This window comes from Novibacillus thermophilus, assembly GCF_002005165.1.
GTDB classification, from domain to species: Bacteria; Bacillota; Bacilli; order Thermoactinomycetales; family Novibacillaceae; genus Novibacillus; species Novibacillus thermophilus.
This window is the reverse complement of sequence record NZ_CP019699.1, coordinates 1,740,823-1,757,067: the sequence shown is the minus strand read 5'-3', so window position 1 is coordinate 1,757,067 and position 16,245 is coordinate 1,740,823. Positions and strand designations below refer to the sequence as shown.

The following is a 16,245-nucleotide window of genomic DNA, read 5'->3' as shown; positions in this document are numbered from 1 at the left end:
AAATGCTGTCGGACACCGTCTCCTACCGTTCAATCAGCCCAATCCCACAAACCGAAAAGGCAACGCCACAAAACAAATACAACCCGCCAAACAGTTTCCAGCCTTTCTCATGGGCCGTTACCCCGAGGACCCCTGTGGCAAAGAGAGCTAAAAGGGCCAACAAGAACGTCACAAAATCTACCGTGTGGAGTGGGCCGTAGTAGTGCGTGTGGACAAGTCGCACCACGGCAACAGGAACAGCTGTGTACAGCGGAAGGTACAAAGGATTCATCATGCGCTCCAACAGATTTTTTTCCTTGCGCTTATCCATAAGATCCCCCTTTCTATGTTATCACAATTGATCCCATATTGTATCAGGGAGAGACATCGGCTATTGATCTCGCTGAACGTCGCTAATCTCCCAGCGCTGTTCCAACACATCGCGGGTGACGAGAAAGCGGAAGACGGCCCTTTCATCACCGCCCGGGCGGTAGAGGCGGACCGTCACCGGAATGTCCGCAGCAAACTGAGCGGAGACATGGCCTTGTGCGAATGGCGCATGTCTGGTGATGGAGACGATGCCGTCTAACGTGTCCACCACTCGGTTGTGGCTTCTTCCGAATTCGGCTAGTGTCATATTTAGCGTATGCCGATCGTGCAGGTTGAATGTCGCGATGAAAACGTCGATCAGGTCGAACGGAGACAATTGTCGAAAATAGTCGTCCAACCTCCCCGCCGCCTTGTAAATCATCAAATGGTGGAGCAGATCAACGTGTTGCGATCTGTGTGTCGTACTGCCATAAAAGTGAACACAAAAATGCCCCGGAAATCCATTTCTGAGCGACCCTCTCCCGTGGGGCATGCCGTTCATGGAAGCCGCGATGACACGGTCGTCTGTTTTTACCAGAACTGCCCGCCGATTCCAGCTCCACTTCCCGTTGTAAATTTTTTTAAACGTTTTGGTGTCTTCCCGCGTAAGGGGCTGCACGTCGGCGTGTTGGTCCCCTGCCCTTCTCTGGACTCGAAACGTCAAACCTGTCTCCAAGTCGATAATCTGAAAGCGCGCTTTTTTCGGCAGTACTGTGTCCACCTCTGGCCAAGCCGTTAAGTCCCCGTAATGTTTGATCCGCAGTTGGTCGGCGATGACCTGCAGTTTGCGTTGCACGGGAGGAGAGGGGTGTAACCTTTTTTGCTTCTCAAGGTCCAGGAGAGTGCCGTCTTCGTCGACGATCCATGAAAGCGTGTGGTCACCCCGTTTTAGCGTTAACGTCACGTCCGCCGCCCAGGTCCCGACACCTTTCCCATCCGACTGTCGGGCGTCGGCGATTCCTTTGACGAACGGGCGTGATTGGATCGTAACAGACGTCACATACGACGCGCTTGGGGACGATTGGACGGAAATCGTCACTTCCTCCTGCTGTGAATGTGCGCCGAACACTGGATTTGAGTAACAGAGCGAACAAATGAGAAAAGCGATAGCGACTGCTTGTTTCATCGTGGCCACTCCGCAATGACGTGATGCTTGTATTATGATCGCTGACGTGCCAATTATTCTGTAAAGGAATAAGCGTCCAAAAAAAGACGCGCTTAAAGTTCTTAAGCGCGTCAGCACGTCACGTTGCGCCCATCTATCCGTAATAAGGTGAGATCAAAACATACACGAGAACACCTGTCAGGCTGACGTACAGCCAGATTGGCATCGTCCAGCGGGCAATTTTCCGGTGCTGCTCCACTTCCATGTTGAGCCCTCGCCCTAATGTCGTGAGAGCCAAGGGGACGATCACAGCAGCTAACACAATATGGGTGATGAGAATAAAGTAGTACACATATTTCAACGGCCCTTCTCCGCCGTACGGCGTTGATTCTGCCAAATAGTGATACGTCACGTACGACAACATGAAGAAAGTCGTCGTCGTAAAGGCGGCATAAATCAATCGGCGATGCAAGGAAATGTTCTGCCGCTTGACCGCTAAAAGGGCACCGATTAAAAACAAGAACGTCAAGCTGTTTAAAATGGCGTTTGCCAGCGGTAATACGTTAATATCGAAGCCGACGTCACCCTCGTAGGCAGGCAGACCGGACAGCACTGCCACGAGAACATATACGGCTAAAGTGGTCATCCAGATGAGCGGTCTGTAGTTTCTCTGTTTCACGGAGTGGTGTGTATAGTCGGATTGTCGTTTCCCTGCCATCCCGTTGATCTCCCCTAAACGATGATAATTGTCCCTTTTAGTATAAAGCATAGTGAAGTTATACCGGGAGAGCAACCGAAGGCGCAAGCTTTTTCGTGAATATTTGGTGAAAACCTGGACGTAGCATTCGAAGGGATGACACGCCAAAACTTCTCATGTCCATATCGTCACGGCGTCTCTAACGTGATTTCTCTTATGACGTGGCCGGGAGAAAGGGAAGCCAAAAACAGTACGGTTCGCGCCACCTCCTCGGCGTGGACTTGTTTTGCATGGCGTTCTGTTTCCTCACCTTTATAAATCCAGCCCGGATTCACGAGAGAAAAACGGATGCCCTTCGGTTCGTAAGCATCCCGCAAAGCGCGCACAAAACCGGTGAGACCGCCTTTTGACGCCGCGTATTCCGTCAAGTGTCCTTTCGCCACCGGTTTTTGCACGACAGCCGCTCCTATGGAGATGACATCTCCACCTCCTTGCGCCAACATGTGCGGGATCACCGCCTGCGTCAAAAAATAGGGGCCGCGCAAACTGACACTGACCCGTTCATCCCACTCTTCTTGCGTCACCTCCAGGAAGTCTTGTTCGCAGTAGTAAACGGCATTGTTCACAAGGACATCAATCCCGCCCCACGCGTGTGCGACTCGCTGGACAGCCTTTTTGAGTGTGGCAGGTTTCGAGAGATCCGCTGGACACACGAGAGACTCGTGTGGAAGGCTGGACGAAACATTGTGCATTTTGGATTCACTGCGGGCCAGAAGAGCTACCTTCGCACCAGCGCTACTAAAGGCTTTCGCTATGTACACACCGACACCTTTACTGCCGCCGCTAATTAACACGCGCTTGTTGCGCAACTTCACTCTATTCACTTCCTCTCAAGAGGTTGTCGACAAATGTCTCTTCTATTTATTCGACACCAAACCCGTTATTTCCCGGGAAAAGCGCCAACCGTCCCCAGTGTCTCTCTAGTATCCACAAAGGTAGTGGAAATGATAATGGGCATTTTGATGGCTTCTTCTCCATTATACAATACGCGAACAACCAGACGCATGGGAAATTCCCGTTGACGTCGACAACGACTTGGTCTTCTCATTTGTCGTTAAGTTCGGCTAAGATGCCATCGCCTCACGCCATTCACGTCGACGGCTCTTGGATTCGCCGGCCATAACGGAGTAAATCACTACGCTACCGGGCAACATTCAACCGTATTCCGTATGTTTCCGCACCCGTGGTCGCCCTGGCTTTTCAGTCCTGTCTTCCGTTTCAGGATGAACATTTTCCAAATGTCGTCGTGAGACCTGCCCAAGGCCTTTTTCCCAACTCGTAGCTGAACGCGACCATCCGCTCTTTTCTTTGCCGGCCCGACGTTCGAAGGGGCCCCACTCAAAAAAAACTACCGCGTCAGGCGGTAGCTCTGTCTAACATTTTCTGCACAGCTTGTCGTCCTGTCATGCCGGGCTGGATGCCGTGCTTTTCTGCCGAATGAGTCACGGACTCTAATGGGGCTTCCAAGAGTTCTTCCATTGTTTTCACACCGACCGCCCGGCCGGCCACAATGTCGCGATCTGCTAACCGCGTGTTCAACAAGTCGATATCGAGTGCACCACACATAATGTACCCGATATCAGTTGCAACAATCAGCAAATTCGTTTTCGGCAGTTGGACCTCTATGCCCATGACTAATTCATTGTCGAACTTCATCGGTTTCAGCTGTACCATCCATCTTCCCTCCAGCTCTGTCAGATGTTTAGTACAGCATATGTTTGGAAACGTGCACCAGTGCCTCTCTCACAGAAACCTGTATAATTTAAGTATTAGCGCGAACACCCGTGTGTACGGTGTTGCCTTACGGTCCTATACAGCACTTAGTGGTATGGCGTGTTTTGCGTGTGATCACGTTGTTCCAATAAACCGTCTTTTTCCATCCGTGCCTTCAAGAGTTCGACCATGTACAAGCTGAGCATCTGTTTGATTTCGTCTTCACTCATCTGATGAATCAGCTTGATTAAGTCTTCCTTTTTCTGCTCGCTCAATATGTCGAAGACGAGGGCGATTGCTTCGTTTTCGTCCCCGGTGAGCCGATCTTTGTACAAGGCGTATAAATCGTCCACAAAGCGCATGGTGCGACCCCTTCCGTTCAACAAGTAAATTTTCGATTCTCGCCTCTACGTGTTAAGATAGGACATGTTGACATCATACGCTTACTCAGAGGGTGATGCACATGGCTCGAAAGATAGCAATAACTGCGGCCATCGCTGCTGTTTACGTCGTCATGACGATCGCGTTCGCTCCCATTTCCTACGGTTTCATTCAGTTCCGCGTTTCGGAAGTGATGACGATTCTCCCCTACCTGACGCCACTCGCCATTCCCGGGTTGTTTATCGGTGCTTTTCTCTCCAATTGGTGGAGCCTGCTCGGGGTTGTCGACGTCGTGTTTGGCAGCCTAGCGTCCCTGTTGGCTGCTTATTTAACGTACAAAATGCCAAACAAGTGGTTGGCTCCTCTGCCGCCGGTCATCGTGAACGCCGTCATCATTGGGTCGATTTGGGGACTAGCTGCTCCAGAAGAAGTGGGACTGCTCCCTGCCATCGCTTATGTCGGGCTGGGACAGCTCGTCATTTGCTACGGTCTGGGCCTCCCGTTGCTACACTTTTTGCTACGTCGATTTGGCCGAGACGGCTTTCCGTTCCGCTAATTCGTCTAAACGGTACCACCGTTTGCGAAAGGCGGCTTCAATATGTTCGGCACGCTGTAGCTGCTTGGCCAATAAATCGCGCAAAAAATCGGGGAGAAAAAATTCAACGTCGTCCCCTTCTTTCAACGACGCGTACCCGATGCCGAATGTAAACATATCAATCGTACTCACACGGTAACGTTTACGGTCTTCAACAGAATGGTCCCCAATGCGGATGTCGACGATCTTCTCGTACGGCGGCGCGTCTGGTCGGTAGACGACATGCATGCCGGCAACGGCCAAGTTCCCCAACTGTTTGCCGCGAAACCCGAAACCTTGTATCGGAAGCTCCTGAAATTCATCGAGTAACGACTCTTCCAGCGCCCGACGCAAATGTTTGCCCCTTAACAGGATGCGGCACGGGTTGATCGGCGACGGGCAAATGCGATGTAAGTCTTTACGCGTCACAACGCCAGACGACAACCCTTCCAACAGCTGCCCGGTATTGACGACCGCTACATCCGCCTCCACTTTATTGAGCAGACTGTCGGCCAACAGGTTCCCAAAAGGAGATTCGCCACGCCAGTCAAGGGGCAAATCTTTTTTCAGCCGAATGACGGCCTGTGCTAACTGACGATCCGCCTGTTGGCTGTAATCTTTCAGCAGTTGCACAATGTTTTCCGCTGGCGCCGCTTCTTCGACAGCATGACATGTTCCGCTGACATCCAGCAACCGCCCTGTCTCCGCATCGACTGTCAACGAAACTTCGCCCACATACTCCCCGAATTTTCCCGTCGCTGCCAAAAACGTGCCGTGATGTTGGACGACCGTCTCCAACAAATGGTGGGTGTGTCCGCCGAGGATCACATCGATTCCCGGTACTTTTTCCGCGAGTACGCGATCGTATTGAAGGCCTAAGTGAGACAAAAGGACCACAATGTCGGCACGGCTGTCGTATCGCAGTTTAGAGACGACTCGTTGCAGGACTTCGACTGGATCCGTCACTACCCAACCCAGCAAGCGGTAAAAATCATTAAACGGGGCCGTCACTGCCGTAAAGGCGACCCGACATCCGAACCACTCTCTGACAACCCAGGGAACCATCCACTCCGGCCTTTTTTTCGTCTGCAAATCGAGCCAGTTACTGAGAATCACTTGAAAAGAAGCCTTGTCGTACATCTTCTCTAACACGTGGTGCGGAAACGTCAACCCTTCGTTGTTTCCCAACGTGACGTAATCGTACCCCGTCTCATTCATGATCGCGACGTTCACTTGGCCGTTTGTCCCTTCCGTTTCGACACGCCTGCGATCCATATGGTCCCCGACATCGACCGTGACGACGACATCTCCGCGCTTTTGGAACTGTTGGCGCATGGATTGGATCACGCTCGTGATTTGAGGTGTCCGATCCAAGTGACTGTGGATGTCGTTCGTGTGCAGTATGCGTATGTGTCGCTTTCTCAACTTGAACGCCTTCCTCCACTCTGTTTCGGCCTATCTTTCATGAAACCCCTACACAGTTATCCCGTCAACCCGATCCAAATCATGCGCAGCCCCAGACATGCAAAAATGACTTGTAACAACGTGATTAACAGCGGGCCGCTCATTTTGCGCGACACCATTGCCCCTATCATCGCGCCGATCCACGCACCAGGGGCGAGCCAAACCACTGCCCACCAGTCAACGTGTCCCAAGACAATGTGCGTCATGCTGCCCGTAATCGAAGAGAGAAAGATGACAAACATGGACGTCGCCGTCGCCAAATGGGGGGGAAACCGAAATAGCAGCAACATGAGCGGAACGAACAGCAAACCGCCTCCAATACCAAAAAGCCCGGCTAAAACACCAATTCCGAATGCAATGGAGATAGCGAGAAACGGATTGTAACCGTACTCGTAACGCTCACCGTGCGCATCCGTATACTGCCGCCGAACTTTCCACTGGATCTCTCGATTCCCCCGCTCGTCTCTCTTTCTCAACAGCAGGGCCATGGTGATGACAAGGGTACCGAACAACATGTAGAAAACGTCTGCACTCAAATACCGGCTGAAGTGAGCTCCCGCCAAAGCCCCGGACTGCTTCCGAGTGCAAAGAGCAAGCCGCTTTTGTAATCGACCCGCCTCTGTCTGGCGTAAGAGAACGTCGACGACATCCCAGTCAACATGACAATGAAGAGAGCTGTGCCGGATGCCACTGCCGGCGTAATGTGCGTAAAAGAAGGGAATCTTTGAGAAAAAAACAACAGTGCCGGCACCACGACGATGCCGCCCCCCAGTCCGGCGACACTGCCGAGCACTCCTGCCAACAGGCCGGTCACAAACAGTAATGCCCAATCCCACTCCATCGCTTTTCTCCTCTAGAACCATTCCATTTGGCGCGGTGCCAAACTATCGTAACGGAGTCCCATGATGTCGATCAACTCACGGGCGTTCGGGACAGCGTCACCCTGGGAGTTGTTATTAAACAGCACGATCACTTCTTCCGCTTGTGACGCGATGTCCTGAATGCGCAAAGCCCACTCGTTAAGCTCTTCCCGACTGTAACGGTAGTGGTAACGAACCTTTCTCCAGTTCGGTTGACCCGTGTTTTGCCATCCTACCCGGTTGCGTCCGTGGAACCGGACGAGGGATTTGTCTCGTACCGTGACAACCGGTACGATCGGAACACACCCGTCCCCCATTTGCGGTTCGTCACACACGACATGGATGATGCCTTCTCGCTGCAAAAAGTCGAGGGTCACCTGCCGATTCTCGGAAGCAAACCAGCTCTTGTGCCGAAATTCGACCGCAAGCGGCCATTCGCCGAAGAACTGTCGGCACTTCCGTATGTAAGTGGTGTATTTTTCCTGAAAGTCGACCCAAGGCGGAAATTGAAACAGCACCATCCCGAGCTTATTGGTCTCCACGAGGGGTTGGATCGATTCTCGGAAAGCTTTAAAAACGTGAGCAGTCGAACGTTCTCCCTGTCCTTGCCGCTTGTGACCTGTCATGGACTGGTGAGCCTTCACCACAAAGCGGAAGTGTTCAGGTGTTTGGTCAATCCACGCCTCTACATTCTTCTTCGGCTGAATCGCGTAAAAAGTGGCATCCACTTCTACTGTGGGAAAGTGCCCAGCATAGAGGCTCAACTTGTCACCGGGACGGGTGCCGGCAGGATACAACACATCGTGATCGCCCCAACCAGTCACGCCTACCAATACATTCCCCACCTGCTTGCTCCCCATTTCAGTCTGTATAGGCTTCAATACTATTACCTTAACACAGCTTCACTGAGAGATAAAGGAACGGGGATATGTAAGAGTGACTTATTTTGGGCATACTGTTCAAAAAAAGGATATAACTGAAGCGCATATCCTTCAATATATCCATTATATGTCACATCAAAAGGTAAGGGCTGAACACAACGTCCCTTGCGTCTTTCCGCCAGGTCATGGACGTTCTTTTTGCCTACTCATGTGACCCCTCGATAAGGATGGATTTGATACCGTTTAAAGCAACTGGAAGAGGTAGAACTTACACAGCAACTACAGCAACCATTGTGCCACCGAACCCCTCGGGCCCTGTCGGTTCGTCGATCATCTCCTCCACAAGCGAAAACAAAAAAGCGGGGCAGATACCAAAACCCCCGCTTTTGTCGTACAGGTCTTAACGCAACAGTTGCAACACTTGTTGCGGTTGTTGGTTGGCTTGGGCCAGCATGGCATTTGCGGCTTGCGCCAGGATGTTGTTCTTCGTGAACTCCATCATTTCTTTCGCCATGTCGACGTCGCGGATGCGGGATTCGGCCGCGGTCAAGTTTTCAGACGAGGTGCCGAGGTTGTTGATGGTGTGCTCCAGACGGTTTTGCACGGCCCCGAGATTCGCGCGTTGAGCGGATACTTGTTCAATGGCATCGTTGATCGTCGTTATGGCGCTATCGGCTGCTGTTTGTGTAGAAATATCGATTCCAGTGATACTACCACTTCCATCGTCCGTACCCACACCTAATGTCACAGCATCCATAGCATCAATTGTCAAAGTGATATTTTGTCCTTCGTTGGCTCCAATGTGGAATGTACCAGTGAAGTTGCCATCCAGCAGTTTTTGTGTGTTAAACTCAGTCGTTTCGGCAATACGGGTCAATTCTTGTGCCAGTTGATCCACTTCTTTTTGCAGTTCGGCACGGTCCGCATCCGTATTCGTGTCGTTTGCCGCTTGAACGGCCAGTTCCCGCATCCGCTGCAGGATGGCATGAGACTCATTCAACGCTCCTTCTGCCGTCTGAATGAGCGAGATGCCGTCCTGGGCGTTTTTCGACGCCATGTTGAGACCGCGAATTTGAGCCCGCATCTTCTCGGAGATGGCGAGCCCTGCCGCGTCGTCTCCGGCACGGTTGATGCGAAGTCCAGACGACAGTTTCTCCATTGACTTCTGGACGTTGGTGTTGTTGAACGCCAACTGTCTGTGGGTGTTCAACGCCATAATGTTGTGGTTGATAATCATGTGGGAATCCCTCCAAAATTTTTTTCAGAGCCGCTTCCATGGCAACTCTGTGTTATCAATAACCCTTTGACAGGGATATTGATCCAATCCATCACGTGGCATTTAGCTCACACGGTGACTTGAATTCACCCTCGTACAATTCCTCCCGCAAGACTTTTACGTCTTCCGGCGCTTCAATGGCCAGTTGAAAGCGACCGCTTCGCTTCTGCACTCGGATCCGAATCCGGTCATGGATGATAATGCCTTCGCTTGGCTTGCGACTAATCACGAGCATGCTCCGTCATCCTCCCTGACGATCTGTTATATATATCGGCACAATCACAATCCATTTTAGTGTTTTCTGCGTTTGCCACTGAAATAAAAACTCGAGTGGGGTAAATAAAGAAGGGACTGACAAAACTGGGTCACTCAAGCCGCCCCCGAAACTGGAAGTCTCGGAAGTGAATTCCGCCGATTGAATCGAGTAGGAGGGGCGGCTAGCCCCCGTCCTCTCACACCACCTAGCATGCGGGTCCGCACTAGGCGGTTCCAAAAGGTTGACGAAGTTCCATATAACGAAAAAGCATACTCTTCAGCCCTTTCGCTTCCCAGTAGGAAGTCGGAAGGGCATTGTTTGTGTTCCGGGACATTTCCCATGGTCCTCGGCGGGAATTGGCCATCATGAAGCAGGCCCATTCTGGTACGCCAAGGGCCCTAAGTTCACGAAGACGGGTTCTGACCCGTTTCCATTGTTTCCATAGGCACATCCTCAGTCTGCGCCGAATCCATTGGTCGAATCTTTCACAGTGCGTCTTCATCGATGCCAGTCGAAAGTACCTGACCCAACCGATGATGTAGCGGTTGAGCCGTTTAATTCGCTCTTCCATGGAGATCGCCCGTGAACGACTCGTCATCTCACGTATTCTATCTTTGAATCGGGAGATGGTCTTCGGGGCTAACCGAATCGTTGCTTGTTTGTCCGGCAGAAAACTGAACCCTAGGAATTTCCGGTTCCAGGGGCGGTCTACCGCACTTTTGTCTCGCTTCACTTTCAGTTTCAGCTTTCCCTCTACAAAGCGAATTACCGATTCCATGACGCGTTCCCCTGCGCGCTTGCTAGCGACAAAGATGTTACAATCGTCCGCATAACGTGCGAATTGCAACCCGCGTTTCTTTCGTTCTTTGTCCAGGTCGTCCAACAAGATGTTGGCCAGAAGCGGACTCAGCGGTCCGCCTTGCGGCGTCCCTTCCTCTGTCCGTTGGCATACTCCGTTGACCATGACTCCGGCGTTGAGGTACGCCCGGATGAGTTTCAGGTCTCGCTTGTCCTTCACCCTTCTTGCTACCCTCGCCATGAGCATGTCGTGGTTTACTCGGTCAAAGCACTTCTCTAAGTCCAAGTCCACAACCCATCTGTATCCACTCTGGATATAGCGCTGGGCTTGAAGGACCGCATCATGGGCCCGCTTCCCTGGTCGGAAGCCGTAGCTGTCCCATGAGAAGTGAGCATCGAAGATCGGATGCATCACTTGCAGCAGGGCTTGCTGGAGGAGCCGGTCCATCGCGGTCGGGATCCCTAGAAGCCTCACGCCGCCTCCAGGTTTGGGGATTTCCACCCGTTTGACTGGCGCGGGTTTGTAGGTTCCCGCTAGGAGCTCTGCTTTCACCTGTGCCCAGTGTGTGTTCAGGTAAGCCTGCAGTTCAGCTACCGTTACTCCGTCCACTCCGGGCGCTCCTCCGTTTCGGACCACTCGCTTGTATGCGAGCAAGAGATTTTCTCTCTCAAGCATCCTGTCCAGCAAGTCGTTATGGTCTTCGCGAGAGGAAGGGGCGACTTGTGCCGGAGAAGAGCTCGGCGCTCCAACATACCCTCGCGGCTTCACCGCTGCTCTCTGTTGGCAGCTCCCTTGCGGGATATTCTGCTGTCTGCGCTCTTCTCTCGAACGCATCGGTTTCCTCTCTCCTTTCGGTTCGGCCCTTCCGCTTTCCGGCGCCCCGTACTTGCGTACTATGGCCTCTGCTGACTCCTGCGGATTCAGCGCAGCCTCTCGACTGCGGTTACGATGTTACTTCGCGTGTTCCGCAGGCCTCCCCAGATAAGAGCGTCATCTTTCCGCCCGCGATCACTGGAGTTTACAGGATGAGCCCTTGGCGGCTTTGGATTTCGTTGTGTTCTGGCAACTCATCCGACTAATCCTGCCTCAAATCCAGTTCGTGTACCTTGACCCGTGCGTTTGTCTCCGGCTTCCTTCAGATTCCGCCTCGCGACGGACACCCTTGCCTTTGACTACGGTAGGCGCTCGCCAGCCCCCGTTCGGGACTTTCACCCTATAGATGACGCCCATGCTGGGCGTACAGAAAAAAAATGGGAGGCGAACTTAGAAAGTTCGCCTCCTACGCCAAAAGGCAGACCAGGCTGCATGGCACGAATTCACCACGTGCCGAATTCCGTATCATGCAACCCCCGTCACACCTTCCGTCGTGACGGGGCTTTTTCACCCTTACCCAATACTGCCTTCCATCTCGAACTTGATGAGCCGGTTCATTTCGACGGCGTACTCCATCGGCAGTTCTTTCGTGAACGGTTCGATGAAGCCCATGATGATCATCTGTGTCGCTTCTTCTTCTGTCAGACCACGGCTCATCAAGTAGAACAGCTGCTCGTCACTCACCTTGCTGACCGTCGCTTCGTGTTGCAAGGTGATGTTGTCGTTCATAATTTCGTTGTACGGGATCGTATCCGACTCGGACTGTTCGTCGAGGATGAGCGTGTCACACTCGATGTTCGCTTTAGAGCCGCCAGAATGGCGCCCAAACCTCACCAGACCGCGGTACGTCACTTTTCCGCCTTGTTTACTGATGGACTTGGACACAATGGAGCCCGTGCAGTTTGGCGCGAGCATCGTCAATTTAGCTCCCGCGTCCTGGTGCTGGTTCTTGCCGGCAACGGCGATGGACAGGACGTCTCCTTTCGCCCCTTCACCGCGCATAATGACGGCCGGGTATTTCATCGTCAGTTTGGAGCCGATGTTCCCGTCGACCCACTCCATGTGCGCCCCGGCTTCGGCCACCGCGCGCTTGGTCACCAAGTTGTAGACGTTCGGCGACCAGTTTTGAATGGTCGTGTAGCGGCAGCGGGCCCGTTCTTTCACAATAATCTCCACGACAGCACTGTGCAGCGAATCCGTACTGTAAATCGGGGCCGTACAGCCTTCTACGTAATGGACGAAGCTGTCTTCGTCGGCAATGATTAAAGTCCGTTCAAACTGCCCCATGTTTTCCGAGTTAATGCGGAAGTACGCTTGCAGCGGCACTTCACACTTGACACCTTTTGGAACGTATATGAAGCTGCCGCCGCTCCACACGGCGCTGTTTAAGGCTGCAAACTTGTTGTCTGTCGGCGGTACGACCGTCCCGAAATACTCTTTCACGAGGTCCGGATACTTCTGCACAGCCGTGTCGGTGTCACAGAAGATGACGCCTTGCTTTTCCAAGTCTTCCTTCATGCTGTGGTACACGACTTCGGATTCGTATTGGGCGGAGACGCCGGCGAGGAACTTCTGCTCTGCTTCCGGAATCCCCAACTTGTCAAACGTCTTTTTGATTTCTTCCGGAACTTCATCCCACGTTCGCCCTTGCCGTTCAGACGGTTTGACGTAGTACGTGATGTCGTCAAAATTCAGTCCGCTTAAGTCACCGCCCCACATCGGCATCGGTTTGCTGAAGAAAATATCTAAAGCTTTCAAACGAAAGTCTAACATCCACTGCGGTTCGTTTTTGATCCGAGAAATTTCTTCCACGACTTCCCGCGACAATCCGCGTTTGGCGCGGTAAATGGACACGTCTTTGTCGCGAAATCCGTATTGGTACTCGGACAGTTCAGGTAAATTCTCGGCCACTGTATTCGCCTCCTTCAAAGTTGAACCTGCGACTGACTGTGTAAGTCACGAGCTTCACCGGAAAAGGTGCCGTGCAAAGCCTACTGCTTGCCTTCTACCCCTTGCTCCAGAGCCTTCCAGGCTAAGGTGGCGCACTTGATGCGAGCCGGAAACTTGGAGACTCCTTGCAATGCTTCAATATCCTCTAGAGGGAACCTCTCGAAATCGACCTCTTTCCCCTGCATCATCTGCGAAAACATGCGAGAAAGGTCCAACGCCTCTTCCACCTTCAACCCTTTGACGGCTTCTGTCATCATCGAAGCGGACGCGAGGCTGATGGAACACCCTTCACCGAGAAACTTCGCTTCCTTAATTATACCATCTTCCACCCTCATTTGCAGGGAGATGCGATCCCCGCACGTCGGGTTGTTCAACTCCACACTCACCGCATCGTCTTCTAGTGTTCCCCGGTTGCGCGGCTTTTGATAATGATCCATGATGACACGGCGGTATAAATCATCCAAGGACATGACCGAAATACTCCTTCGCCTTCATCAGTCCCTCAACCAGACGGTCGATGTCCTCCTCTGTGTTGTACAAGTACATGCTCGCCCTTGCCGTCGCCGTCTGGTTCAGTTCCCGCATGAGCGGTTGTGCACAGTGGTGACCGGCGCGAATGGCAATGCCTTCTGCGTCCAACACGGTAGAGACGTCGTGGGGATGCAGCCCTGTCAGATTAAACGTCACGAGGCCAGCCCGGTGACGGCGCGGCCCGTAAATTTCAATTCCGTCCAGCTCATCCAGCCGTTCGATGGCGTAAGCGGCAAGTTGTCGCTCGTGTGCTTCGATGGCGTCAAGCCCCACGTCGGTCAAAAAGTCGATGGCTGCTCCGAGACCGATCGCACCGGCTATCACCGGAGTACCGCCTTCAAACTTCCACGGGAGTTCTTTCCACGTCGCTTCGTACAGATCGACGTGATCGATCATTTCGCCGCCAAATTCGAGGGGCTCCATTTGTTCCAATAAGTGCTCTTTCCCGTACAGCACCCCGATTCCGGTGGGACCGCACATTTTGTGCCCGGAAAAAGTGAAAAAGTCGCAATCTAATTCCTGTACATCAATTGTCATGTGCGGGGCCGCCTGAGCGCCGTCTACGACGATGACGGCGCCGTGGCGATGGGCGATGGCGGCAATGTCCTTGATCGGGTTGACCGTCCCCAACACGTTGGAGACGTAAGTGATGGCCACGATTTTGGTCTTCTCGCCGACGGTGGCCTCGACGTCCGCAAGGGACAGGGTGCCGTCAGCTTGAAGTGGAATGTACCTCAACTGGGCTCCGGTGGCTTTCGCTGCCTGTTGCCACGGAATGAGATTGCTGTGGTGTTCCATCGGCGTCAAGACGATTTCGTCACCTGGCTTCAGCGTCTGGCGCGCATAACAGTGTGCCACCGTATTGAGCGCCGTCGTCGTTCCCCGGGTAAAAATGGTCTCCCGCGTGGACCGGGCGTTAATAAAGCGACGCACTTTCTCCCGAGCCCCTTCATACCCTTCCGTCGCTCGGGAACCGAGGGTGTGAACGCCGCGGTGGACATTGGAGTTGTCCTGCCTGTAGTAACGGTCCAACGCTTCGATGACGGAAACAGGTTTTTGGGATGTTGCCGCACTGTCGAGGTAGACGAGTGGATGTCCGTTTACTTCCTGATCCAATACGGGGAACTGCTTCCGCAATTCGTGTGCATCCATACTAACGCAACTTCCTTTCGATCACCCGTTTCAGCTGCTTGACGACATCCTCAATGGGAATTTCCTCAAGCAGAGGATTGAGAAATCCGTAAATAATCAAGCGCTCCGCATCCGCTTTTGTCATGCCCCGCGACATTAAATAGTAAATCTGTAGCGGATCGACTTTTCCGGCACTGGCTGCGTGGCCGGCGGTGACGTCGTTTTCGTCGATCAGCAGGATTGGATTGGCGTCTCCGCGGGACTTTTCGTTCATCATTAAAACGCGTCCCGTCTGCTGGCCATCTGCTCTCCGCGCGCCTTTTTCGATCTTCGTAATGCTGTTCAAAATAGAGGTGGAAGAGTCTTTCACCACTGCCCGCGCGAGAATGTCGCTCGGTGTATTTTTGCCGTAGTGGCGGATGTTAGACGTAATGCTGTTTTCCTGCTTCCCGGAAGCGATCGTGATCGACTTCACGTAGCCTTGGCTGCCGTCGCCCTTCAAGTAAGTCGTGTTGTCAGACACGGTGTTCCCGTTGTTCAAATCCCCGACGATCCAGTCGACGCGCCCGTCCCGGGCCACCGTTGCCCGGCGAAGGGAGACGTCCGTGACTCCTTCGCTGTAGTGATGCAATGTGGCGTACTGCACACTGGCGCCAGGGCCGACGAAAATTTCGGTCATGCCGTTGTGCACCACGCCCTCCACACCTTCGGCTGAGACGTAGCTGTCGACGTACGTCAACCGGCTGTTGTCTTCTGCGACGATCACGAGGTGTGGCAGCAGTCCGATGCCGGACTTGTCTGTCCAGACGAGTGACTGTATAGGAACGTCCAGTTCGACGTTCTTCGGCACGTAGAGAAAGGCTCCGCCACTCCACAGGGCCGCGTGAAGAGCCGTCAGTTTGTGTTCGTCCGCCTGGGAAGCGTCGGTCATGAACACTTTGCGCACCAGATCGCCGTGCTCGCGGAGTGCTGTGTGCAGGTCAGTGAAGATCACCCCTTTTTGTTGAAGTTCAGGCATTAACTCCGTGTAAACGACAGTGGAGTTGTGCTGCACGATCAAGTTCCGTCCGTCCGCTTCCTCCTGGGCAAAGGAACGAACGGTCTCAGGCAGCTCGTCAAACCTCGAGAGCACAGCCTCTTCCGTGTAAGGCTGAAACTCTGTAAAATTCCACTGGCGTATGTGCGTCTTCTCCACATTGGGCAAAGGAAGGCTCGACGCTTTTTCCAGTGCTTTCAAGCGAAAGTCGAGCATCCAGTCCGGCTCGGCATTTTTTTGCGAAAGTTGGGTAATGACATCTCGGTCAAAGATCAAATTGGACGTATTGACACTCATGTTCTCGCTTCCT

16 protein-coding genes and 1 pseudogene are annotated in these 16,245 nt (G+C 53.0%); 1 reads left to right on the top strand and 16 read right to left on the bottom strand.

The features are described from left to right. Positions 1-22 precede the first annotated feature (22 nt). From B0W44_RS08765 to B0W44_RS08740, 6 genes are all read right to left on the bottom strand, one after another. A complete protein-coding gene (locus B0W44_RS08765; protein WP_077719732.1) occupies positions 23-310 on the bottom strand; it encodes a hypothetical protein in 288 nt (95 codons plus the stop codon). 60 nt (positions 311-370) lie between these two features. Next, positions 371-1,474 carry a hypothetical protein gene (locus B0W44_RS08760; RefSeq protein WP_077719731.1) on the bottom strand — a complete coding sequence of 368 codons (1,104 nt, stop codon included), beginning with the start codon at positions 1,472-1,474 and terminating at the stop codon, positions 371-373. Positions 1,475-1,607: 133 nt separating this feature from the next. Further along, positions 1,608-2,171, bottom strand: coding sequence for a DUF420 domain-containing protein (locus tag B0W44_RS08755; protein WP_077719730.1), 564 nt, complete (start codon positions 2,169-2,171; stop codon positions 1,608-1,610). Positions 2,172-2,338: 167 nt separating this feature from the next. Continuing rightward, positions 2,339-3,025: an SDR family oxidoreductase gene (locus B0W44_RS08750; protein ID WP_169835502.1), complete on the bottom strand. Its 687-nt coding sequence runs from the start codon at positions 3,023-3,025 to the stop codon at positions 2,339-2,341. Between the two features lie 541 nt (positions 3,026-3,566). Then, the gene (locus B0W44_RS08745) at positions 3,567-3,884 is read right to left on the bottom strand and encodes a YunC family protein (RefSeq protein WP_077719728.1); all 318 of its coding nucleotides are present in this window, start codon (positions 3,882-3,884) and stop codon (positions 3,567-3,569) included. Between the two features lie 146 nt (positions 3,885-4,030). Further along, entirely contained in the window at positions 4,031-4,285 is a 255-nt protein-coding gene (locus tag B0W44_RS08740) for a DUF6154 family protein (protein ID WP_077719727.1), read from the bottom strand. Positions 4,286-4,386: 101 nt separating this feature from the next. On the opposite strand from B0W44_RS08740, the gene B0W44_RS08735 reads away from it, so the two are divergent. Then, the gene (locus B0W44_RS08735) at positions 4,387-4,860 is read left to right on the top strand and encodes a QueT transporter family protein (RefSeq protein WP_077719726.1); all 474 of its coding nucleotides are present in this window, start codon (positions 4,387-4,389) and stop codon (positions 4,858-4,860) included. Here B0W44_RS08735 and B0W44_RS08730 read toward each other — a convergent pair. The 10 genes and pseudogenes from B0W44_RS08730 to sufD all read right to left on the bottom strand — a co-directional run bounded on the left by B0W44_RS08730 (position 4,822) and on the right by sufD (position 16,232). Further along, positions 4,822-6,303, bottom strand: coding sequence for a bifunctional metallophosphatase/5'-nucleotidase (locus tag B0W44_RS08730; RefSeq protein ID WP_077719725.1), 1,482 nt, complete (start codon positions 6,301-6,303; stop codon positions 4,822-4,824). The genes B0W44_RS08735 and B0W44_RS08730 overlap by 39 nt on opposite strands. Positions 6,304-6,359: 56 nt before the next feature. Continuing rightward, positions 6,360-7,183: pseudogene (locus B0W44_RS08725) on the bottom strand (sulfite exporter TauE/SafE family protein). 12 nt (positions 7,184-7,195) lie between these two features. Continuing rightward, complete coding sequence (locus tag B0W44_RS08720) at positions 7,196-8,062, bottom strand: DUF72 domain-containing protein (RefSeq protein WP_077719724.1); 867 nt, start codon at positions 8,060-8,062, stop codon at positions 7,196-7,198. Between the two features lie 421 nt (positions 8,063-8,483). Beyond that, on the bottom strand, positions 8,484-9,320 hold the full coding sequence (hag, locus tag B0W44_RS08715) for a flagellin Hag (RefSeq protein WP_077719723.1): 837 nt from the start codon (positions 9,318-9,320) through the stop codon (positions 8,484-8,486). Between the two features lie 91 nt (positions 9,321-9,411). Further along, a complete protein-coding gene (locus B0W44_RS08710) occupies positions 9,412-9,594 on the bottom strand; it encodes a carbon storage regulator (RefSeq protein ID WP_077719722.1) in 183 nt (60 codons plus the stop codon). A 244-nt stretch (positions 9,595-9,838) separates the two neighbouring features. Beyond that, positions 9,839-11,248 (bottom strand): group II intron reverse transcriptase/maturase, encoded by a 1,410-nt coding sequence (gene ltrA, locus B0W44_RS08705; RefSeq protein WP_077719721.1) that lies wholly within the window; start codon positions 11,246-11,248, stop codon positions 9,839-9,841. Positions 11,249-11,800: 552 nt separating this feature from the next. Then, on the bottom strand, positions 11,801-13,198 hold the full coding sequence (gene sufB / locus B0W44_RS08700; RefSeq protein WP_077719720.1) for a Fe-S cluster assembly protein SufB: 1,398 nt from the start codon (positions 13,196-13,198) through the stop codon (positions 11,801-11,803). Between the two features lie 80 nt (positions 13,199-13,278). Continuing rightward, positions 13,279-13,707, bottom strand: a complete 429-nt coding sequence (sufU, locus tag B0W44_RS08695) for a Fe-S cluster assembly sulfur transfer protein SufU (protein ID WP_077719719.1) — start codon at positions 13,705-13,707, stop codon at positions 13,279-13,281. Beyond that, complete coding sequence (locus B0W44_RS08690) at positions 13,694-14,920, bottom strand: cysteine desulfurase (protein WP_077719718.1); 1,227 nt, start codon at positions 14,918-14,920, stop codon at positions 13,694-13,696. Before B0W44_RS08690 ends, sufU begins: the two co-directional genes overlap by 14 nt. A gap of 1 nt (position 14,921) precedes the next feature. Further along, positions 14,922-16,232: a Fe-S cluster assembly protein SufD gene (gene sufD, locus B0W44_RS08685; protein ID WP_077719717.1), complete on the bottom strand. Its 1,311-nt coding sequence runs from the start codon at positions 16,230-16,232 to the stop codon at positions 14,922-14,924. Positions 16,233-16,245: the final 13 nt, after the last annotated feature.

What these genes read in the sequence shown, in the direction of transcription:
- hag (WP_077719723.1), bottom strand. Translation starts at nt 9,320, where the DNA reads ATGATTATCAACCACAACATTATGGCGTTGAACACCCACAGACAGTTG.
- B0W44_RS08740 (WP_077719727.1), bottom strand. Translation starts at nt 4,285, where the DNA reads ATGCGCTTTGTGGACGATTTATACGCCTTGTACAAAGATCGGCTCACC.
- B0W44_RS08720 (WP_077719724.1), bottom strand. Translation starts at nt 8,062, where the DNA reads ATGGGGAGCAAGCAGGTGGGGAATGTATTGGTAGGCGTGACTGGTTGG.
- B0W44_RS08690 (WP_077719718.1), bottom strand. Translation starts at nt 14,920, where the DNA reads ATGGATGCACACGAATTGCGGAAGCAGTTCCCCGTATTGGATCAGGAA.
- ltrA (WP_077719721.1), bottom strand. Translation starts at nt 11,248, where the DNA reads ATGCGTTCGAGAGAAGAGCGCAGACAGCAGAATATCCCGCAAGGGAGC.
- B0W44_RS08710 (WP_077719722.1), bottom strand. Translation starts at nt 9,594, where the DNA reads ATGCTCGTGATTAGTCGCAAGCCAAGCGAAGGCATTATCATCCATGAC.
- sufD (WP_077719717.1), bottom strand. Translation starts at nt 16,232, where the DNA reads ATGAGTGTCAATACGTCCAATTTGATCTTTGACCGAGATGTCATTACC.
- B0W44_RS08755 (WP_077719730.1), bottom strand. Translation starts at nt 2,171, where the DNA reads ATGGCAGGGAAACGACAATCCGACTATACACACCACTCCGTGAAACAG.
- sufU (WP_077719719.1), bottom strand. Translation starts at nt 13,707, where the DNA reads ATGTCCTTGGATGATTTATACCGCCGTGTCATCATGGATCATTATCAA.
- B0W44_RS08735 (WP_077719726.1), top strand. Translation starts at nt 4,387, where the DNA reads ATGGCTCGAAAGATAGCAATAACTGCGGCCATCGCTGCTGTTTACGTC.
- B0W44_RS08765 (WP_077719732.1), bottom strand. Translation starts at nt 310, where the DNA reads ATGGATAAGCGCAAGGAAAAAAATCTGTTGGAGCGCATGATGAATCCT.
- B0W44_RS08760 (WP_077719731.1), bottom strand. Translation starts at nt 1,474, where the DNA reads ATGAAACAAGCAGTCGCTATCGCTTTTCTCATTTGTTCGCTCTGTTAC.
- B0W44_RS08745 (WP_077719728.1), bottom strand. Translation starts at nt 3,884, where the DNA reads ATGGTACAGCTGAAACCGATGAAGTTCGACAATGAATTAGTCATGGGC.